Raw genomic sequence first — 16,964 nt, forward strand, 5'->3', positions numbered from 1 at the left:
TCTCGCGAGCATGGTCGGTCCCGTCGTGGCTGGCATGTGGGGATGCGTCGGCTGGCGTGCCATCGGCGAATCCATCCGTACCGAACTCGACGCGTCAGAGGTGACGAACCGATGACGCGCACTCACAACACGAACCGCCAGTGGGTGATGTTGTGCGACGAAATCGGCTGCCCCACAACGAGCGAGGCATTCCCGAAAGAACCACCGCTTGACTGGTTCATGGACCGCGGCTGGTTCATCGCCGAGAAGTTCGGCGACGTGTGCCCCATGTGCTTGGCGAAAGGCGTTCAGCCGAAGGTGGAGCCGTATCGGCGGGTGAGTGACCGATGAGCACTGCGACGAAAACCATGCACGGGTACATCGTGCTGGTTCGGGGTCTCGAAACGAAGAACGAGTGGGAGGCCGCCTACACCCTCGTCTTCACCAACAAGAAGAAGGCTCAGCGCGAGCTCGCTCTGTGCCGTCGCAATAGCAGGCACGAGTACCGGCTGGGCGTCGTGACGTGGGAGGCGAGCGCCTGATGCCTGAGTTGGTTTCCCACCACCGCCCGCGAGCGCGCAAGGCCCATCAGTGCATGATGTGCGCCCGCCGCATCGACCCAGGCGAGGTCTATCACCGCCAGTTCGGCAGGGACGGTGGGGACGTCTGGACGTGGAAAGAGTGCCAGCACTGCACGGCCGCGACGAAAATCCTCGGACTCTGGCAACTGCATTCGTACGAAGAAGGCATCGGCCCCATCGATTTCGAGGAGTACGAGCCAGGCACGGCCGAGCAGGTCCGGCTGATCGCTGGCTGGCGCGCGCAATGGCGGCACGAGGACGGATCGCTGTGGGAGGTGCCAGAAGGTGTCGAATGACTGACGCTCACCGCCTCACCGAAGTCCGGCCAGCAGGCGGCAACTACATCGCCTACTGCCTGTGCGGGCACCACGAAAGCCACAGCGACCGTGGCAAAGCCGCCGCCACCCTCTACCTCCACGTCATCAACTCCGGCCGACCCGAATGCCCCACACCGCATAAAACCCACTACCCCAGCCGGATCCACGCCGAAAACGCGATCCGACATTTCTGGGCCAAACCCGGTGCCGGCCACCGCCCGGTCCGCGCCTACGAGTGCCCGAGCGGGAAGCACTGGCACACCTCGAAGCAGCCGACGAATGAAAGGAGAGCCGCCTGATGGCCACGCAAATCGCGCCCGATATCGACAGCATCGAACACCTCGACCACGAAATGGGGTGCGACAGCCCAGCCCACGATGGCGTGCCGCCGCCCGCCGACTATTGGGTGGATGTTCACAACGGCTGCTCGGAACATCTGCTGTGCGCGGGCTGTGTCCAGTCGGTGCAGAACTATCTGGAGGACGAGCTGCGTAACGGCATGGACACGCGATGCAACTACTGCGACGGCTTGGTGCGCTCGTTCACCGAGTTGTACACGCGGGTGGTGCCGCTGTGACCGCGCTACCCGAGCTGCCAGACCCGTTGTGCGGCAGCCTGGTCCACCTCTTCGGGCCGTGCGGTCCGGCACCGAAAGCCGACTACTGGGCGAACTGGCACAACTGCTCAGAGAACTTCACCTGCGCCGCATGCCTCCAACTCGTGCAGGCCGAGTTCGAACGGAAAGCCGCAGGCAACACCGTCACGTGCCCCAAGTGCCGGCGCGAGTTCCACACCTTCAACGACTTCGTGAAATGGCAGCAACTATGACCAGCTACGACACCGTGATCGGACTCGACCTATCGCTCACCGCTACCGGCATCGCTGTCTCCACACCCGGACTGGCGCCGTGGTGCGCAGTCATCGAATCCACCGGCAAAAAGCGCGATTCATGGGCGACGCGATACAAGCGGCTCGGCGCCATCGCCTACCGCATCCTGCCCGTCATCCCGGAAAGCGCACTCGTAGTTATTGAAGCGCCCTCCTACGGATCGGTCGCCGGATCCCAGCACGACCGGTCCGGACTGTGGTGGATGATGTACGACCTCCTCGCCGGCACCACCCGCACCGTGCTGCCAGTCGAACCAACCATCCGCGCCAAATACGCGACCGGTAAAGGCAACGCAGGCAAAGACGCCGTGCTCGCTGCCGCGGTGCGCCGCTACCCGCACATCGACATCAACACCAACGACGAGGCCGACGCCGTGATCCTGATGGCGATCGGACACCGCATCATCGGCGCACCAATCGACGACCCGATGCCCGCCGCGAACCTCGCTGCGCTGGACAAGCTGTCGCTCCTGGAAGGCATCAAACGTGCCGCCTGACAATCATGACTACGAAGCTGAACACCGCGAAGCCCGCAAGAACCTGACCGAAGTCGAAAAGGACGCCGTCCGTGACACATTCGCCCTCCTTCGCGCCGCGCGGGACAGTGACGAATCCGGTGCACGTGTTATCGCGGAGAACGCCCGGCCGGTAGCGACTCTGACCTGCCTGGCCGCGCTGACGGTGTCGATCGCGAAGTTCGCAGGCTTCGACATTGACGACTTCATCGAGTGGGGTTTCGGCAGCATCAACGAAGTCGAGGACGCTGCATGACCAGCCAGAAGGAAGCGTGGGACCTCGTCCGCCGCGCCAAGAAGATCGGCTGGGAATACGTCGGACGCTCAGGAAAAGGCCACCACCGCCTCAGATGGCCAGCCACAGGGCAAGTCCTGTCTGTGCCCTCCAGTCCGAGCTTCCCGGTCTTCAACGCCGAATCAGACCTGGCCCGTATATCCGGACCCCTGAAACCGCGGACCGGAAAACGCAAGCACCCCAACCGAATCAAAGAGAAGAAGTGAGCGAAACCAATGGCTGACCTGTTGAAGGTGGCAGTCGTCATCTGGGAAGACCGGAATTTCGACACCGATATCGACGTGTTCCTCGACGCTGACCAAGCCGTTGCATATGCGCGTGAAAAGGCCCGCAAGTACGGCCGGCACGGCGACCTCGACGAAACCCTCACACCCGCCATGGTCGAAGAGGGCTGGCTGTACCGCGGCCGCTACTCCTGCGAAGGCGACAACATCCGCGTCGTCACCCGAAAGGTCAAGGAATGAACCCGCACAGCACAAGCGAATTCGCCGCGATCCGCGACTACTACGACAACCACAGCATGGCCGACGAGATCGCCAACAACTACCTGTGGCCCGTCGACCCGACCAGCAGCAACCCCCACAGCAGCCCCCGCAACGCGCTCACCGCGGCGCACAACACAGTGCTCCTCGGCCAGGTCGGATCCGGGCTGCACGGCGTCACCACCGGCGGCGACGACCGCGACGAGATGGGCGTCTGCATCGAGCCACCCAGCATGACCATCCCGGTCACCACGAACGGCCAGGCGCTGTTCGAGCAGTACATCTACCGCAGCCAGCCCGAAGGCGTACGGTCCGGCGCCGGCGACCTCGACCTCACCGTGTACAGCCTGCGGAAGTGGTCGGCCCTGGCTGCACAGGGCAACCCGACCGTTTTGCTGCTGGCCTTCATCCCGGAGCAGGAGATCGTCATCGACAGCGACATCGGCGCCGACCTTCAATCCCGCCGGCATATGTGGCTGTCACGGGAAGTAGCGCACCGGTTCGCCGGTTATCTCGTCAGCCAGCGTGACCAGCTGCTCGGCGTCAAGTCGAAGAAGCACACCAACCGGCCAGAGCTGGTCGAACAGTACGGATTCGATTCAAAATTCGCCTACCACATGGTCCGGCTTGGTCTCCAGGGCGTGGAGTTGCTGACCACCGGCCGCATCACCCTGCCCATCCCGGAGCCTGACCGCACCTGGCTTCAAGAGCTGCGCCGCGGCGAACACACCAAGGACGAGGCGCTCGACCGCGCCGCCCATCTGCTCGCAGAGCTCAATCACCTCGCCGTGCACGCGGACCTTCCCGAGCACCCCGACCGCGCGGCCATCAATCGGTGGCTGACCGACACCTACCAGCAGTGGTGGGAGACCAACAACCTCTTGGGGGGATCCAATGGATGACGTCACTCCGTATCAGGCCCGCTTGTTCAAGGCCGTCCTGTTCGGCGAACGCCATGCCCGTATGCGCGCGAATCGAGCGGTAGTGCGCCTGTGGAGGTCTCGCCGCTTGTGGCAGTCCCGTGCGCTCGGCAGCGAGTCCGAGCTGGGGGTGATTCGGCGGCGCCGAGACACCAATCGAGACAAGCGCGTGGCACAGTCCCGTCTGCTCGACCACGTGTGGAGGTCCCGCCGCGGCTGGCAGGCGGAAGCACTGGAGAGCGCCCGTCGCCTGAAACTGATCGAAGACCTGTGCTTGGCGGAGCAGGCGAAGCGGCAGTCCCCAGTAGTGCCGATCAGCAGCGACATCGTGCTGTACGCCTGCGACCCATCGTTCTTCTCGAAGCCGGACGGTTGGGACGAAAGGATCGCGCTGATTCAACGCGCATCCAAACGCGGCGGGCCAGAAGAACTTTCAGTGTGACCGATCAAGGCTAGGAGAATCGAAATGGGCCACAGCCCGAGCGCTGACCTGTATTGGGGTTACGACCTCGGCGACATGACAGACCACGACACGTGGGAGTCCCTCGCGCCCCGATGGTGGCAGGAATCAGGGGACTGGAAAGACGAACTCGCGCGCCGTCTGGGCTGGGAACATGCGGAGCTGCCTGACGACTATCCAGCACGATCGGACCACCAAGACCTCTCATTCATCGACTGGCGAGTTTTCGTCACCGAGTATGAACAGAACTCGGAGGCATACCAGGTCTACGCCGCTAATCGGAATCACCGTGCTGCGTTGCTTGCGAGCGTGCCCGTCGAGCTGGATCAGTACGGCTACTCCGAAGGTGACCCGACGTGGGCGGTACGCGTGAAAGCATCCGTGCAGCGCGTCAGCGATTGGGGATCGATCCAGCTGGCGCCGCTGGAGTTAGCGCCAGAGTGGTCGGAGCATCTCGCGCGGTTCATCGAGGTTCTTGAACTGCAGGTTCCCGACGGTGGACCTGCCTGGCACATGAATTGCTCGTACGGATAGTTCAGCAACTCAAAGCGCGGCAACGTTATTGCGTTGTCGCGCTTTCTGGTTTGACCCCGCCGATAGCCTCTGATCAACATCGGCAAGGAGTCGGCAAATTGAAGTTGAACAGCGAAAGCAGCGACTTCGGTGAACAGCGTCCCGACCTGTTCTGCAACCTGAAACGCACCACGGCGGTCTTCTCCGATGACTACGACTCGGAGGACGAACCTGATGAACCGGATTGCAATTAGCTGCGCCCTCGCGGTGGTGGTGGCGTGGCTTCTGGGCGCGCCGGCGCTCCTTCGCTGGCTCACCGCCGGCGGTGAAGGAATCGACGATGCGTAGCCGCTCCCAGATGCAGCACATCCACTGTGTTTCCCACGGATGCGAAATGTGGTCAGGGCCGCCACTCGTCGATTCCGACATTCGCGCCCTCATGAACGTTCATGCGTTGCAGCACTTCAACCGGCCGATCACACCCGCCGACCTCGGATTCGGCGACAACCCAGGGAGCGCAGAATGAGCTTCGTCGACATCGTGACATTACTGTTGGCCATCGCGATCCTGGCGTGCAGCGGACTCACGGTCTACTACCTCCGACGCGCTGACCGAGCGCGGAACGCACCGAAAAGCATCGCCACGCCGTCGATCTCGCTGAACGCGTCCGTTGACGAAGTTGCCAAGATCGCCGCCAAGATCGAGAAGACACGGAGAGAGGCACACATTGCACGCTGACCGCACGATTTACGCCTACGACACCGAATTCGTTGAGAACGGCAAGACGATCGAGCTGATCTCCATCGGCATCGTCGGCCAGGATGGGCGCGAATACTACGCGGTCAACTCGGAGGCACCCTGGGACGCCATCCGCAACGATAACTGGCTCTGCAGTCACGTCGTATCCACGCTGCCGCTGATCGGCGGCCAGCCTCTTAAGCCCTCCACGCTTACAGGCTTCCGGTGGTCCTTCGCCATCGACAAGACGTCGACCCTCGTGAAACCCAAGTGGGTGATTGCAAACGAGGTGCGCGAATTCCTGACCGGCTCAGCGCAACCTGAACTGTGGGCCGACCATTCGGCCTACGACCACGTCGCCCTCTGCCAACTCTGGGGATCCATGATCCACCTTCCCGCTGGCATACCGATGTGGACCCACGACCTTCAGCAGGCACTCGAACTCACACCCGAGTTTGTGCCGCCCGAGCAGACCGAAGGCCAACACAACGCGCTCGAAGACGCACGACACGTGATGCGCGTCCTGAAGGCGCGAGAGGTGTACCTCCACGGATGACCGAAGCGACAAGCGAACTACTCGCCGGCGCCCAGGCCGCTCTCGCTGATGCTGTGCACGCGCTCATCGGACTGCGCCCCGACACCGTCGAACGTGACCACGGCCCGGAGCGCATCGTCCGCGGCAGCCTCTACACCGAACTCCTCGAAGCCCGACACGGCGAACGGATCGAGGACACGTTCATCCGGCCCGCTCCGGCATCGACCGCGCCCGGCTGGACGGACGCGATCTCGCTCGTCATCCGGATCGATCAACGCGTAGCAGTGTGGTGGCCCGAAATCCCCGCCGAGCCAGCGTCTCTCCCGCTCACCGCGCGTCGGCTGTATGCGCTTGTCGACTACAAGTGGCGGCCGCAAGACGTGGGGGAGTTGCGGCGGATGGAGCGTGAGGTCCTGGCGTGGGTGGAGCGTGCCCGCGTGCTGCTGCCGACCGAGGTGACGCACATGTGGGAACTGCGGGCGGCCTGCCCAGCGTGTGGCGAGACGATGATCCATGCTGACGACGGGTCGGGGGAGCAGGTGCGGCGGTATGTGTTGCAGGCTGACCGGTCTTCGGCGCGCTGCATCGCATGCGAAACCACGTGGGCGCCTGAGCATTTCCAGATGCTCGCCGAGCTGATTGGCGCCGGTCTGCCTGAGGGTGTGTTGGAGTAGACACGCGCGAGTTGCATGCATTGCATCTAGTAGTGTAGAGTGCACTAAGCATCGAATCCCGGTGCGAAAGCGGACGGATACTTCACTTCCAATGAAACCCGCCGTCCACGACCTGACCTCGGGATACAACTTCACAGGGCGCTGGTCCGATAGAAGTGGGTTACTTCGCATTGGGAGCCGGTGGTTGCGGGTTCGAATCCCGTCACACGACACGGTCGGGTGTAGCTCAATGGCAGAGCACCGTAAACGTCACCTACTTCGCCCTTGATGTCAGCGCCTCCTGTGATGCCTCCCAAGGCAACCCGGGACGATCCGGGAGAACTTCAGAACGGGTGCTGGTCCGAAGACGTGGGTTACTTCTTTGGATGAAACTCCCAGCTACAACTGGGAGCCGCGGTTCGAACCCGCAAATACCTACCTCAACTTGATGTCAGCACCCTAATCTGACTGCCTCCCAACACAAGCCAGGAACCGTTGGGAGGCATTTTCGTGTCGAAATACAACACCACCCGCGTGCGCGCAGCGAATACCGCAGTCGGCCCGATCAAGACGAAGGCCGGCAAAAAGCCGATCACCACCCATGAAGGCGGCGAAGGCGCCCGCCGAGACAACCGCTCTGAGCTGTACTTGCTCGCGGTGTCGAACATGGTGGGCGAGGCGACCACCTACGAAGACGCGCTCACGCGAGATGACCGCTACCGCGCCCTGATCCGCAAGATGGCCGTCAAGGATGGCGAATGGACGCGCGGACTGCTGTGGTGGCTGCGAGGTCCTGAAGCGAACCTGCGCTCGGCATCTCTGGTCGGAGCGGCCGAGTACGTGAAAGCGCGCATCGACGCCGGAATCCACGGCGGCAACCGGGAAGTCATCCGGTCTGTGCTGCAGCGTGCCGACGAACCGGGGGAGATGCTCGCGTACTGGACCTCGAACTACGGGCGCCGACTTCCCAAACCTGTGATCCGCGGTGTGGCCGATGCGGTGCAGCGCCTGTACAGCGAGTACGCGATGCTGAAGTACGACACTGCTAGCCACGGTTGGCGATTCGCCGATGTCATCGACCTCGTCCACCCGTTCTCGAACGACAAGCAGCAGGGCGATCTGTACGAGCATGCCCTCGACCGCCGCCACAACCGCGCCAAAGATATCCCCGCGTCGCTGCTGATGGTGCGCGACAACGCTGCCCTGCGCGCGTTGGGCCCGAAGCGGGCTGAGGAGTTCCTGTTCGGTGTCCACGACCTCCACGGCAGCGCGGCTGATGCTCTCAACGCGGCGGGCATGACGTGGGAGGCGCTGCCGTCACTGCTCGGTGGCGCGTGGACGGCGAAGCGGTGGGAGGCGATCATCCCGTCGATGGGCTACATGGCCCTCCTACGTAACCTCCGGAACTTCGACGAAGCGAAGGTGTCAAACGCGCTCGCCGCTGCGGTAGCAGCCAAGCTTGCCGACCCGGCCGAGGTTGCGAAGAGCCGTCAGTTGCCTATGCGCTATTTGTCGGCCTATAACGCGGCGCCGTCGTTGCGGTGGGCGTGGGCGCTGGAGCAGGCGCTCGATGCGTCGCTTGCGAACATCTCTGCCTTGCACGGCCGTACGTTGATCATGATCGACACCAGCGGCTCGATGGACGAGACGTTCTCGAAGGACGGCACTCTCCAGCGGTGGGACGCGGCAACCGTATTCGGTCTCGCTGTCGCGCGCCGCGCCGCAAACGCTGACGTCGTGTCCTACTCGGCCGCGTTCCGCGGGTACGCGCCCGGCCCGAAGGGATACGGGTACTACGACATTCCGCTGTCGAAGACCTTTCCCACGAAGGACGGCGAATCACTGCTCAAGGCTGTCGAGCGGTGGAAGGCCGGCGGCTACTTCCTCGGCGGCGGCACCGACACCGCTGGTGCTCTGCGCGCGCACTTTAAAGGCCACGACCGCGTCATTATCCTGACCGATGAGCAGACGCACGCGACTGGCAACGTGGGCCGCGCGCTGCCCGAGAAGACACCGCTGTACACGTGGAACCTCGCGGGCTACAAGGCAGGGCATGCGGCGAGCGGCCCGTACCGGCACACGATCGGCGGCCTCAGCGACGCGAGCTTCAAGCTGATTCCGCTACTCGAAGCCGGACACGACGGAGCCTGGCCGTGGCTGATGGCCAGCGAGGTAGCAGCGTGATCTCACTCTGGTGGTCCTTCGCGCTGACGACGATCGGCGTGACTGGACTCATCCTCGTCTACCGCTCGCAATCGCTGGTAGGCCCGTGTATCGGGCTCGCAGTCCAAGCGCTCTGGATCGCGTACGCCATCGCCACGCGGCAATGGTGGTTCCTGCTGTCCGCCTTCACCTACGGCGGGGCGAACATCTATGGGCTCATCAAGCGTCGGCAATCCGGAGCGAGGGGAGCATGACGTTCTCCGGACGAATCCGACAAGACCTCCAGTGCTACCTGGACAAGAAGGTCGGCGATGAGGTCGTATTCAAACTCCACCACGGCGAACCCGGCCCAGGTCTCGACCAAAATCTGCTCTTCGGCACTGGACTGCCTCGGACATACCGATTCTCGGAAGGCGGGACGGTTGTGTGGCATTTTCCGATCCTCGATCCCGTGCCACCCCGCCGTGTTCCCATTGCGCGCCGATGGTGGCAACTCCGGCGGCGATACAAGGAGGTCCATCAGACCCCAACGGTCAAGATTTACGCCGTGAGCATGTGGTCAGCTGGTAAGCCGCTCATGACAGTCGAGACCGAACCTTCTGGCCGCTACACCATGCAAGCAGGTAGCAGGTTCGATTTGACGCCGAATGGGAAGCCGGCGATCTGGTGATCCGCGAGAACCGATTCGCGCTGTCCCGCAATTCAAATCTGGCGAGGAGCCCGCGTGATCACTGTTCGTGAAGACGTCAAACTCACCCCGAAGCAAGCCCAGCTGGCCTCAGCCATCGACGACGGGCTGAAAGCGGGCCGCTGGGAATGGATTTCCGGCGGCCACTACATTCTGTTGCGGCACGGCCAAGTCGTAGACACCCCCGACTACCTGCGCCGCTACCACGACGAACCCACCATGGAACGGCTGTTGTTCCTCGCGATCACCACAGGTCGCAAATGGAGCATTACGCTCACTAACTCGCCGGCGCCAAACGCCCAATCCCAGGACTCGACGATCTCGATGACAAAAGCCCTCGCAGTGTTGGCGAACCCGCGCAGCGTGTGGGGCGAGGAGTGAGTCGTGTCCAAGTCCGTTCGGTGCGCGGCATCTACGGGCACACACAAGGTTGGGCGGTCCTGCTCACGTTGCCGGACGGGCGTACGCACGAGTACGCGTTCGTGGGTACGTGGGCGCGCGCGATGGACATTGCAGACGGCCTGGTCCGTGACCTCGCCCTGGAGGCGGCGTGAACTGGAAGCCGAACGATGTGTTCTGGGACGGCATCTGGGATCTGGTCGCCAAGTACGACATCGCCGTCACCAACAACGAATCCAAGCCCGGCCTGCCGCACATCGGCGAGTTCGGACAGGACGTTCTGCGCCTTGTCCCGCTCGTCGAGCCAATGGCCTCTGGAGGAACCAGTGAAGATCGTCAGCAAGGCTGAGCTGATGACGATGCCGAAAGGCACGCCGTTCAAGGCCTGCCCCGGCAGAGGAAGCGGCTGGCCGCAATCGCTCGACATCTTCGCTGGACCTTGCGGATATATCGACGACTTCTACTATCGCAGCACCGACACACCTGACGCCCGCAGCTCGGAGGAGCTCTTCGAACGTGAGCGCGCTATGGATACGACCGGGGTCTCCTACCCCGTCGACCTGGACGTAGACCGCGAGGGCTACTACGACCCCGACACCCGCTACCTGGTTTGGGAACCCGATGACGTGCGCCGCATCGTCCACCTGCTGCTCGGCGGCGACAAGGATGAACAGGACGACCGTGACTGACTGGTCGGCACGTTATGAGCGAGATCCCTGCTGGCGCAGTGTTGTTCACACTCGGCTAGCATCTCTTGGATGCAGAGTGCGCCAGTTTGGCTTAGCTACGCATCGCCGGCCGTTTCGTTGCTGGCTCTCTTCGTTGCCTCGGCTACCTACCTGAGGGCAGGGCCGCGGGTGCGGGTCTCCGCGTCGATTCCGAGACGCCAGCGCTACGAAGATGGCAGGGCCGAAGCGACGGTCATCGTTCGAAACGCGGGCCTAGCCCCTGTGCAGGTCGTCGGAATCCGACTGTGCTTCCTGGTGCCCCCGATGAACCCCGCCGTGATACCTGCCTTGGTCTTTACAGATGAAGATCGATACTCCGGGCCGGAACTTCGGTCGACGCTGGCCGCGGGACATCAAGAGACTTGGAAACTCGAGATCCGAAATGCGCTCAAGCGTGCCAAATCCGATGCGCTAGGACCTCTGCGAGAGACGCTTGAAGAAATGAAAAAGGGAGGTATTGTTGCCTTTATCTTTTTCTTTCGCAGTGTGATTCGTCTGCGGAGTTTCCTGGCCGTTTTCCGTGGCCACATCGGTGCCGTGATGGTGGTCGAACTTGGCAACGGCACCCAGGTCGTAGCGCCGATGAGATGGCTGACGTGGCAGCTCTACAAAGCTGCCCGCACGAGTCCGCAGGAGTCTCCAGTTGAGGCGCAGCGTGAGGTCGAACCTCCTACGATGTGATTTGCCCATCGTCTGGAAGACGTTCTGACTCTACTTGTTTCATCGGCAGATGCTTCGTCAGGTCGACAGGGTTGGGGGTCAATCCGAGCTCGTTGAGCGCGCTGATTGCAAGCAATCGATCCCGCAGATCATCGTCCTTGATCTTGTCGATCTTGACGGCCGCACGGTCATTCGCTTGGTCCTTCTTCTCTTGCTCGCGCGCTTGCTCCCTCTGCTGCCTGTCGTAGGCCAGGTCCTCTTTCAGGTCCTCGTGGACCTGTTTGACTTGTTCCTTCGCATGTTGGCGAGCCTTGTTCGCTTGAACGGAGAAGGCGCCGCCGCAGGTGGTTATGATCACTCCGGAGAGGCCCGTGACGACACCCGTGTAATTGACACGTTGCTCACCAACGTGCCTCAACGCCATCGATGCCCCGAGAAGCAAGATGACCGCGCCCGCTGTGGTGATGATCATGCTCAGCGCGAACGTGATGGTCGACTGCCACAGTGAGTGATTCAGAAAGCGGAAAGAGAACTGAAGCTTCTGTGCCGCAGCATCTACGGGAGGTTTGGGCCGCCGGAGCAGGGCTGCCAGCGACGATAGGAAGCCGGGGCCGCGAAAGTAGTTGACCTGATAGCCGGAGCTCCCAACGATCACCGCATGTCGAGGCTCCTGTGCCGGGAGCGGCTGGTCCGCTCGGTCATTCGGCAGGTCGTCCATGGCTTCCCCCCGTGGCGTTCGAGTTGTAGGAATCCTAGGCCGAAGCATTGCCCTCGGGGGAGATTTCACCTCGACAGTGCAATCCACTGCACTGTATTCTGTGTAGCGTGAATGTCGATTCTCCTGTAAACGCGAACTACGCCGCCGTGGTCGACCTCGAAGCCGTAAGGGCAGCAGCGTGACTGAGGAGTGGCGGCCGGTCGTTGGATGGGAACACCTTTACGAGGTCTCGAGCGAAGGGCAGGTGCGGTCCTGCGACAGGACCGTGATCTTTCGTGATGGCAGGCGCCGTCCATATCGTGGGCAGATTCTGAAGCCAGCCATCATGATCGGCGGCTATCTCGCTGTCTCCCTGCAGCACAGCGGGCGAGCACTCAAGCGGAACGTGCACCTCTTGGTCTGCGCGGCGTTCCATGGCCCTCGTCCCGATGGCAAGGTTGCTCGACACTTGGATGGGAATCCGCGGAACAATCGGGCGGCCAACCTGACATGGGGCACACAGGCCGAGAACATCTCTGATCAAGTGCTGCATGGCACCCATCCACACGCGCGGAAGGCTGCTTGTCCCCGCAACCATCCCCTGGAAGAACCCAATCTGGTTCCCTCGGCAATGAGGTTCGCAGAACGCAGGGGAGGCTCCCACCGTGCGTGTTTGGCATGCTCCCGGGCCAATTCCTACGTGTACTACCACAAGGACCTGATGCCTGACCTGGACCGCATCGCAGATTCCTACTACGAACGCATCATTCGTGATGCCGAGACCAAGGCGGCCTGATGACGAAGTGCAAGGAGATCAATCCGCAATGACTCTCACAACTGTTTCTGTCGCTACAGCGGACTTCGGATATTTAGAAGTCGTCGGCGAAATGTTCGGCGACTATCTCGCAATCACTCCCGAAGTCGGGAAGGTCAACGGCGGCGATAAACCCGTATTCACTGGGAAGATGACCATCGTCCACGTCCCATCTGGACGATCCATCCAACTTCCCGGCCCTATCCGCGAACTCGCCACCAGGCTTGCTGAAGCCCCGATCGACTGGTCGGCAACCGCACTGACACTCGGTGAGGAAGAGCAAGCGGTCCTGCGCGAGATTGTCGCCGAGCTCACCGAGCCCGCCGCAGCAACCATCACACAGGTCATCTGATGGCGAAATGCACTGAGTGCAACCAGGTCCTGTCTCTGGGTGCGGTGGTCGACGCTGGCCGTCTGGAGGCGCATCGCCTCTGGAAGCACCCGACCGCTACCGACATCGCTGTCGTCCAGCACGAGATCGGCGCGCTCGGCACACAGCTGCAGCTGGCATTCGATCGCGGCGACTGGCCGGAGATGCGCGAGATCCTGAACACCCTGCACGAACGTGTCCTGCGCGCGATGACGTACGCGGACCTCGAAGCGACGAAAGCGGCGGCCTGAATGACGATCTGGACAGATGTCGCGGAATTCGGAAAGGCGTTCGGCGTCGCGATGCTCGACACGCCAGGCTGGCCGGCGGACGAGGACGTCGACCTCGCGCTGCGGTTGATCGCCGAGGAGGTCGCTGAACTGTGCTCCGGCCTTGAGTCGCGGGACATGGTAGCGACGGCGGACGGCATCGTCGACGTCATCTACGTGACGGCAGGGTTGGGATTGCGGATAGGTTGTATTCCAATCAAATTGGGTCGAGTCAGCCTGCTTACCGACGTGCCTGGAACGCCTACCTGGGACATCTACGTCGATACGCCGCAAGTGCCACGCCCCGACGACTTCACCCGCTTCTATGCGCGACTGGTCGAGATGGTCGACGACCGCTACATCGAGTTGACCGAAGCGTATGTCGCAACCCTGATTAGCGCGAGTCTCGCTCTCGCCGCGGCCCTGCAGTTGCCGTTGAAGTCGCTGTGGAAGGAAGTCCACGCCTCGAATATGCGGAAATTGGTGGACGGCAAAGTGATCCGTGACGAAGGCGAGAAGGTGCTCAAGCCAGCCAGCTGGTCGGCGCCGGACGTTGCGGGCGTGCTCGCTGGCCACGGATTGGTGGCCGCAGCATGACCGATGACTACGTGACTGTCGACATCGGCTTGCCGTTGCCGATGGACGTGTTCGCGACCCTGTTCAAAGTGATCGACATCGCCTACCCGGGCGCTGTTGTCGAAACGAACGCTGGGCCTGCCGGTTACGGGCCCGAGGTGATGCGGATACGGATCCCCGAAGCGGCCCGGTACAAGAATGTGCGTGCGCGCAAGAAGATCGAGGCCGCGAAGGCGCATCTGGAGACCGAGCGCGAAGGGATGCTCACGAGCCTTCGTGACGGCATCTCGGTAGCGACGCCCGAGGAGATCAAGCAGGAAGTCGGGCTACTGGCAACCCGCATGTTCGCGGACAACCCGAGCGCGAAGAACTACCTCGAAATGGAGATGTGGGTTCGCGACCCCGACACGGGGGAGCGGTTCGTGTTGAATGTGCGGCGTGCCAGCGGGAAGACACCGCACCAGCTGCGCGAAGAAGCGGAAGCAGAGGTCGCTCGCTTGCGTGAGCGCGTCGAGGATTTGGAGAAGGCGGCATGACCAGTCTTGGTGACCGGATGAAGGCGTACGAAGCGCCGTACAATCAGAAACTCACACCGCGTTCGTGTGTGATCATCCGCGTGGACGGTAGAGCCTTCCACACATTCACCCGCGGCATGAAGAAGCCGTTCGACCACACGCTGATGGACGCCATGGTCATGGCCGCAGTCGGAACCGCGCGGGGGATGCAGGGTTTCAAGCTCGGCTACGTGCAGTCCGATGAGGCGACGTTCCTGCTCACCGACTTCGAGACCCATGACACCAAGGGCTGGTTCGGGTACGAGCTGAACAAGCTTGTGTCCCTGTCGGCCTCGCTGTTCACCGGGCATTTCAACATGCAGATGCACTACCATTCGGGGCTGGCTGCGTTCGATTCGCGGGCGTTCGTGGTGCCGCGTGAGGATGTGCCGAACATGTTCGTGTGGCGGCAGCAGGACTGGGAGCGGAACAGCCTGCAGATGTTGGCGCGAGCGCACTTCTCCCACAAGGAATGCCACGGCAAGAACCGTCAGCAGTTGCACGACATGCTGATGCTGGAGAAGGGCGTGAACTGGGCTGATCTGTCTGGTCAGGAGAAGAACGGTTCGATCATCTTGAAGAACAAGACGGTTCGGCATGACCGGTTCACGTACGAGACGATCGATCGGTACCTCGACGCTGTGATTCGCGACGGTGAGACGGGAGTCTCAACCCTCGCGGGTTGAGTGTTATCAATTCGTTATGAACAGCGGGCGATTTCAAGAAATCGGCTGCTACCGTGAGGTCTTGCCAGAGTTCTATCCAAAATCCGGTCGGCGTCCCGGCTGAGGGGTGTTCTGCGGCAACAACTTCAAAGTTCCCGGCTAGCTCATTGGTAGAGCGCCCGCCCAAACGCGGGATGTACCTGGTTCGATTCCAGGGCGGGGAGCAAAGCACGGCCTAGCTAGCTGTGCTGGTGGTGACAGAGTGAGCGGCTACCTGCGTGGTCGGGCCGCGAATGTGTGCGATGTCGGGAACCTGACGGCCAAGTGGCTGATAGGGGAGGGCTTAGCGGCCTGAAACTGATGCCTCAGCGGGCAAGTCGCAGCACCGGGTACCTATCCTTACGGTCCGTGCCCCGGTCGGAGCCTAGGAAACTCCCCACCTCTCTACTTCGCCTCGGGTAACGCTGGGCTTCGGCCTCCCCCTGAGGACATTGGAAAGAGCTTGAGGGGCGCGTCTCAAGTCCGCCGCAATTGCGGTGCCCGAGTTGATCGCCGGGATAACGCGCGTGCTTTGCTGGCCTCTTCGCGGAGGGGCCGGAAGCGGGATACGGGATCACTCGCTCAGGCGAGGCTCGTAGCCTGCGAGACGGGTTCGGCAGCCATCCGGACGGTTGGTGAGCCGAACCCGCGAATGGACGTAGCTCAGTGGCAGAGCGGCGGTCTCCAAAACCGCGCGTCGGAAGTTCGATCCTTCCCGTCCGTGCAAGTGCGGTCCGTCGACAGAGAGTCGTCGGGGCAACAGTGGCATACACTCCACGCCGCGCACGTTATTGCGGGGGCCTAGACACCCCGAGCAGTGAGGTCAAAGCTCACCAGTCCATCTCGATGGGCGACTACATGGCGGTGTCGCCGGACGAGAATGAACGTCCGGCGCTCGCTTCGAAATTCAGTTGCTGCGCTGCCCAGGTTCTGCGAACGTTGTTGTATCGCAAGCCCAGGCAGGGCGACGATGATGGAAGGTTCCGGCCTGTGGGGGCCAGCCGGTCTTGAAAACCGGAGGCGGGCATTGCGTCCCGGGGGTTCGACTCCTCAGCTTTCCGCAACCGGTAAGGCGATAGGCCATCGGCAATGTGTAAGTCCGATCTATGCGCGACCGGGTAAGGAAGACAAACCGGTAAGGGAGCCGGAACCCGTTGCTAGCGGTGTTGAGCCTTCGGGCTTGGGATTCGAGTTCTCTGTATTCCGCAACCGCCATGGCATCTGACGGCAAATGCGATGCCAGGTTGGCAACCTGATCGGAGCGCGCCCGGTCGAATAGCCATGATGGGGATGTAGTGTTAGCGGCTTAACACGTCAGGCTTCCACCCTGAAACCCCGGGTTCAAATCCCGGTATCCTCACGCATTGCGATGTGGAGCAGTTCGGTTAGCTCGGGAGTCTCATAAACTCTAGGTCGCCGGTTCGAATCCGGCCATCGCATCGACCGGTTGAGCACATGGTGTGCAC

Annotated in this window: 31 protein-coding genes, 4 tRNA genes and 1 pseudogene; 35 read left to right on the forward strand and 1 reads right to left on the reverse strand. The window is 62.2% G+C overall.

Annotation, left to right across the window (positions count from 1 at the left end):
• Positions 1-111: 111 nt before the first annotated feature.
• The 24 genes from ACFXIV_RS03860 to ACFXIV_RS03975 all read left to right on the forward strand — a co-directional run bounded on the left by ACFXIV_RS03860 (position 112) and on the right by ACFXIV_RS03975 (position 11,535).
• Positions 112-330: a hypothetical protein gene (locus ACFXIV_RS03860; protein WP_379400334.1), complete on the forward strand. Its 219-nt coding sequence runs from the start codon at positions 112-114 to the stop codon at positions 328-330.
• Entirely contained in the window at positions 327-521 is a 195-nt protein-coding gene (locus ACFXIV_RS03865; RefSeq protein ID WP_379400333.1) for a hypothetical protein, read from the forward strand. Before ACFXIV_RS03860 ends, ACFXIV_RS03865 begins: the two co-directional genes overlap by 4 nt.
• On the forward strand, positions 521-856 hold the full coding sequence (locus ACFXIV_RS03870) for a hypothetical protein (RefSeq protein WP_379400332.1): 336 nt from the start codon (positions 521-523) through the stop codon (positions 854-856). Before ACFXIV_RS03865 ends, ACFXIV_RS03870 begins: the two co-directional genes overlap by 1 nt.
• Positions 853-1,176 carry a hypothetical protein gene (locus tag ACFXIV_RS03875; protein ID WP_379400331.1) on the forward strand — a complete coding sequence of 108 codons (324 nt, stop codon included), beginning with the start codon at positions 853-855 and terminating at the stop codon, positions 1,174-1,176. Before ACFXIV_RS03870 ends, ACFXIV_RS03875 begins: the two co-directional genes overlap by 4 nt.
• Positions 1,176-1,454, forward strand: coding sequence for a hypothetical protein (locus ACFXIV_RS03880; protein WP_379400330.1), 279 nt, complete (start codon positions 1,176-1,178; stop codon positions 1,452-1,454). Before ACFXIV_RS03875 ends, ACFXIV_RS03880 begins: the two co-directional genes overlap by 1 nt.
• Positions 1,451-1,705, forward strand: coding sequence for a hypothetical protein (locus ACFXIV_RS03885; protein ID WP_379400328.1), 255 nt, complete (start codon positions 1,451-1,453; stop codon positions 1,703-1,705). The genes ACFXIV_RS03880 and ACFXIV_RS03885 overlap by 4 nt, the downstream gene beginning before the upstream one ends.
• Positions 1,702-2,262: a hypothetical protein gene (locus ACFXIV_RS03890; RefSeq protein ID WP_379400326.1), complete on the forward strand. Its 561-nt coding sequence runs from the start codon at positions 1,702-1,704 to the stop codon at positions 2,260-2,262. The genes ACFXIV_RS03885 and ACFXIV_RS03890 overlap by 4 nt, the downstream gene beginning before the upstream one ends.
• Positions 2,252-2,536 (forward strand): hypothetical protein, encoded by a 285-nt coding sequence (locus ACFXIV_RS03895; RefSeq protein WP_379400325.1) that lies wholly within the window; start codon positions 2,252-2,254, stop codon positions 2,534-2,536. The genes ACFXIV_RS03890 and ACFXIV_RS03895 overlap by 11 nt, the downstream gene beginning before the upstream one ends.
• Positions 2,533-2,781, forward strand: a complete 249-nt coding sequence (locus ACFXIV_RS03900) for a type II toxin-antitoxin system HicA family toxin (RefSeq protein WP_379400324.1) — start codon at positions 2,533-2,535, stop codon at positions 2,779-2,781. Before ACFXIV_RS03895 ends, ACFXIV_RS03900 begins: the two co-directional genes overlap by 4 nt.
• A gap of 9 nt (positions 2,782-2,790) precedes the next feature.
• A complete protein-coding gene (locus tag ACFXIV_RS03905) occupies positions 2,791-3,039 on the forward strand; it encodes a hypothetical protein (protein ID WP_379400323.1) in 249 nt (82 codons plus the stop codon).
• On the forward strand, positions 3,036-3,959 hold the full coding sequence (locus ACFXIV_RS03910; protein ID WP_379400322.1) for a DNA polymerase beta superfamily protein: 924 nt from the start codon (positions 3,036-3,038) through the stop codon (positions 3,957-3,959). The genes ACFXIV_RS03905 and ACFXIV_RS03910 overlap by 4 nt, the downstream gene beginning before the upstream one ends.
• On the forward strand, positions 3,952-4,419 hold the full coding sequence (locus tag ACFXIV_RS03915) for a hypothetical protein (RefSeq protein WP_379400321.1): 468 nt from the start codon (positions 3,952-3,954) through the stop codon (positions 4,417-4,419). Before ACFXIV_RS03910 ends, ACFXIV_RS03915 begins: the two co-directional genes overlap by 8 nt.
• 24 nt (positions 4,420-4,443) lie before the next feature.
• Positions 4,444-4,971 (forward strand): hypothetical protein, encoded by a 528-nt coding sequence (locus ACFXIV_RS03920; RefSeq protein ID WP_379400320.1) that lies wholly within the window; start codon positions 4,444-4,446, stop codon positions 4,969-4,971.
• Between the two features lie 98 nt (positions 4,972-5,069).
• Positions 5,070-5,204, forward strand: a complete 135-nt coding sequence (locus ACFXIV_RS03925; RefSeq protein ID WP_379400319.1) for a hypothetical protein — start codon at positions 5,070-5,072, stop codon at positions 5,202-5,204.
• Between the two features lie 268 nt (positions 5,205-5,472).
• Positions 5,473-5,688 (forward strand): hypothetical protein, encoded by a 216-nt coding sequence (locus ACFXIV_RS03930; protein ID WP_379400318.1) that lies wholly within the window; start codon positions 5,473-5,475, stop codon positions 5,686-5,688.
• Positions 5,678-6,244, forward strand: a complete 567-nt coding sequence (locus ACFXIV_RS03935; RefSeq protein ID WP_379400317.1) for a hypothetical protein — start codon at positions 5,678-5,680, stop codon at positions 6,242-6,244. Before ACFXIV_RS03930 ends, ACFXIV_RS03935 begins: the two co-directional genes overlap by 11 nt.
• Positions 6,241-6,897, forward strand: coding sequence for a hypothetical protein (locus ACFXIV_RS03940; protein ID WP_379400316.1), 657 nt, complete (start codon positions 6,241-6,243; stop codon positions 6,895-6,897). Before ACFXIV_RS03935 ends, ACFXIV_RS03940 begins: the two co-directional genes overlap by 4 nt.
• Positions 6,898-7,386: 489 nt before the next feature.
• Positions 7,387-9,060, forward strand: coding sequence for a TROVE domain-containing protein (locus ACFXIV_RS03945; RefSeq protein WP_379400315.1), 1,674 nt, complete (start codon positions 7,387-7,389; stop codon positions 9,058-9,060).
• Positions 9,057-9,293 carry a hypothetical protein gene (locus tag ACFXIV_RS03950; RefSeq protein ID WP_379400314.1) on the forward strand — a complete coding sequence of 79 codons (237 nt, stop codon included), beginning with the start codon at positions 9,057-9,059 and terminating at the stop codon, positions 9,291-9,293. Before ACFXIV_RS03945 ends, ACFXIV_RS03950 begins: the two co-directional genes overlap by 4 nt.
• A 470-nt stretch (positions 9,294-9,763) precedes the next feature.
• Complete coding sequence (locus tag ACFXIV_RS03955; RefSeq protein ID WP_379400313.1) at positions 9,764-10,108, forward strand: hypothetical protein; 345 nt, start codon at positions 9,764-9,766, stop codon at positions 10,106-10,108.
• Positions 10,105-10,281, forward strand: a complete 177-nt coding sequence (locus ACFXIV_RS03960) for a hypothetical protein (protein ID WP_379400312.1) — start codon at positions 10,105-10,107, stop codon at positions 10,279-10,281. The genes ACFXIV_RS03955 and ACFXIV_RS03960 overlap by 4 nt, the downstream gene beginning before the upstream one ends.
• Positions 10,278-10,475 carry a hypothetical protein gene (locus ACFXIV_RS03965; RefSeq protein WP_379400311.1) on the forward strand — a complete coding sequence of 66 codons (198 nt, stop codon included), beginning with the start codon at positions 10,278-10,280 and terminating at the stop codon, positions 10,473-10,475. Before ACFXIV_RS03960 ends, ACFXIV_RS03965 begins: the two co-directional genes overlap by 4 nt.
• Positions 10,453-10,815: a hypothetical protein gene (locus ACFXIV_RS03970; protein WP_379400310.1), complete on the forward strand. Its 363-nt coding sequence runs from the start codon at positions 10,453-10,455 to the stop codon at positions 10,813-10,815. Before ACFXIV_RS03965 ends, ACFXIV_RS03970 begins: the two co-directional genes overlap by 23 nt.
• 303 nt (positions 10,816-11,118) lie before the next feature.
• Positions 11,119-11,535: a hypothetical protein gene (locus ACFXIV_RS03975; protein ID WP_379400309.1), complete on the forward strand. Its 417-nt coding sequence runs from the start codon at positions 11,119-11,121 to the stop codon at positions 11,533-11,535.
• On the opposite strand, the gene ACFXIV_RS03980 is transcribed toward ACFXIV_RS03975, so the two are convergent.
• Positions 11,525-12,232 (reverse strand): hypothetical protein, encoded by a 708-nt coding sequence (locus ACFXIV_RS03980; RefSeq protein WP_379400308.1) that lies wholly within the window; start codon positions 12,230-12,232, stop codon positions 11,525-11,527. The genes ACFXIV_RS03975 and ACFXIV_RS03980 overlap by 11 nt on opposite strands.
• A gap of 178 nt (positions 12,233-12,410) precedes the next feature.
• On the opposite strand from ACFXIV_RS03980, the pseudogene ACFXIV_RS03985 reads away from it, so the two are divergent.
• From ACFXIV_RS03985 to ACFXIV_RS04035, 11 genes and pseudogenes are all read left to right on the forward strand, one after another.
• A pseudogene (locus ACFXIV_RS03985) lies at positions 12,411-12,731 on the forward strand (NUMOD4 motif-containing HNH endonuclease); the annotation flags it as partial.
• Between the two features lie 153 nt (positions 12,732-12,884).
• Positions 12,885-13,007, forward strand: a complete 123-nt coding sequence (locus ACFXIV_RS03990; RefSeq protein WP_379400499.1) for a hypothetical protein — start codon at positions 12,885-12,887, stop codon at positions 13,005-13,007.
• A 28-nt stretch (positions 13,008-13,035) separates the two neighbouring features.
• Entirely contained in the window at positions 13,036-13,377 is a 342-nt protein-coding gene (locus ACFXIV_RS03995) for a hypothetical protein (protein ID WP_379400307.1), read from the forward strand.
• Positions 13,377-13,646, forward strand: a complete 270-nt coding sequence (locus tag ACFXIV_RS04000; RefSeq protein ID WP_379400306.1) for a hypothetical protein — start codon at positions 13,377-13,379, stop codon at positions 13,644-13,646. The genes ACFXIV_RS03995 and ACFXIV_RS04000 overlap by 1 nt, the downstream gene beginning before the upstream one ends.
• A complete protein-coding gene (locus tag ACFXIV_RS04005) occupies positions 13,647-14,261 on the forward strand; it encodes a hypothetical protein (protein ID WP_379400305.1) in 615 nt (204 codons plus the stop codon).
• On the forward strand, positions 14,258-14,776 hold the full coding sequence (locus ACFXIV_RS04010; RefSeq protein ID WP_379400304.1) for a hypothetical protein: 519 nt from the start codon (positions 14,258-14,260) through the stop codon (positions 14,774-14,776). The genes ACFXIV_RS04005 and ACFXIV_RS04010 overlap by 4 nt, the downstream gene beginning before the upstream one ends.
• Complete coding sequence (locus ACFXIV_RS04015; protein ID WP_379400302.1) at positions 14,773-15,480, forward strand: tRNA(His) guanylyltransferase Thg1 family protein; 708 nt, start codon at positions 14,773-14,775, stop codon at positions 15,478-15,480. Before ACFXIV_RS04010 ends, ACFXIV_RS04015 begins: the two co-directional genes overlap by 4 nt.
• Before the next feature lie 132 nt (positions 15,481-15,612).
• A tRNA-Leu gene (locus tag ACFXIV_RS04020) sits at positions 15,613-15,683 on the forward strand.
• A 467-nt stretch (positions 15,684-16,150) separates the two neighbouring features.
• Positions 16,151-16,222, forward strand: a tRNA-Trp gene (locus tag ACFXIV_RS04025).
• A gap of 562 nt (positions 16,223-16,784) precedes the next feature.
• Positions 16,785-16,858, forward strand: a tRNA-Gly gene (locus ACFXIV_RS04030).
• A 5-nt stretch (positions 16,859-16,863) separates the two neighbouring features.
• Positions 16,864-16,938, forward strand: a tRNA-Met gene (locus tag ACFXIV_RS04035).
• Positions 16,939-16,964 lie beyond the last annotated feature (26 nt).

This window comes from Nocardia sp. NPDC059236, assembly GCF_042754085.1.
GTDB lineage: Bacteria > Actinomycetota > Actinomycetes > Mycobacteriales > Mycobacteriaceae > Nocardia.

Bases quoted from the DNA above. Each gene is read 5' to 3' on its own strand.
- ACFXIV_RS03865 (WP_379400333.1), top strand. From the start codon at position 327: ATGAGCACTGCGACGAAAACCATGCACGGGTACATCGTGCTGGTTCGG.
- ACFXIV_RS04005 (WP_379400305.1), top strand. From the start codon at position 13,647: ATGACGATCTGGACAGATGTCGCGGAATTCGGAAAGGCGTTCGGCGTC.
- ACFXIV_RS04010 (WP_379400304.1), top strand. From the start codon at position 14,258: ATGACCGATGACTACGTGACTGTCGACATCGGCTTGCCGTTGCCGATG.
- ACFXIV_RS03875 (WP_379400331.1), top strand. From the start codon at position 853: ATGACTGACGCTCACCGCCTCACCGAAGTCCGGCCAGCAGGCGGCAAC.
- ACFXIV_RS03870 (WP_379400332.1), top strand. From the start codon at position 521: ATGCCTGAGTTGGTTTCCCACCACCGCCCGCGAGCGCGCAAGGCCCAT.
- ACFXIV_RS03930 (WP_379400318.1), top strand. From the start codon at position 5,473: ATGAGCTTCGTCGACATCGTGACATTACTGTTGGCCATCGCGATCCTG.
- ACFXIV_RS04000 (WP_379400306.1), top strand. From the start codon at position 13,377: ATGGCGAAATGCACTGAGTGCAACCAGGTCCTGTCTCTGGGTGCGGTG.
- ACFXIV_RS03920 (WP_379400320.1), top strand. From the start codon at position 4,444: ATGGGCCACAGCCCGAGCGCTGACCTGTATTGGGGTTACGACCTCGGC.
- ACFXIV_RS03910 (WP_379400322.1), top strand. From the start codon at position 3,036: ATGAACCCGCACAGCACAAGCGAATTCGCCGCGATCCGCGACTACTAC.
- ACFXIV_RS03915 (WP_379400321.1), top strand. From the start codon at position 3,952: ATGGATGACGTCACTCCGTATCAGGCCCGCTTGTTCAAGGCCGTCCTG.
- ACFXIV_RS04015 (WP_379400302.1), top strand. From the start codon at position 14,773: ATGACCAGTCTTGGTGACCGGATGAAGGCGTACGAAGCGCCGTACAAT.
- ACFXIV_RS03860 (WP_379400334.1), top strand. From the start codon at position 112: ATGACGCGCACTCACAACACGAACCGCCAGTGGGTGATGTTGTGCGAC.
- ACFXIV_RS03975 (WP_379400309.1), top strand. From the start codon at position 11,119: ATGAACCCCGCCGTGATACCTGCCTTGGTCTTTACAGATGAAGATCGA.
- ACFXIV_RS03905 (WP_379400323.1), top strand. From the start codon at position 2,791: ATGGCTGACCTGTTGAAGGTGGCAGTCGTCATCTGGGAAGACCGGAAT.
- ACFXIV_RS03890 (WP_379400326.1), top strand. From the start codon at position 1,702: ATGACCAGCTACGACACCGTGATCGGACTCGACCTATCGCTCACCGCT.
- ACFXIV_RS03995 (WP_379400307.1), top strand. From the start codon at position 13,036: ATGACTCTCACAACTGTTTCTGTCGCTACAGCGGACTTCGGATATTTA.
- ACFXIV_RS03880 (WP_379400330.1), top strand. From the start codon at position 1,176: ATGGCCACGCAAATCGCGCCCGATATCGACAGCATCGAACACCTCGAC.
- ACFXIV_RS03980 (WP_379400308.1), bottom strand. From the start codon at position 12,232: ATGGACGACCTGCCGAATGACCGAGCGGACCAGCCGCTCCCGGCACAG.
- ACFXIV_RS03940 (WP_379400316.1), top strand. From the start codon at position 6,241: ATGACCGAAGCGACAAGCGAACTACTCGCCGGCGCCCAGGCCGCTCTC.
- ACFXIV_RS03900 (WP_379400324.1), top strand. From the start codon at position 2,533: ATGACCAGCCAGAAGGAAGCGTGGGACCTCGTCCGCCGCGCCAAGAAG.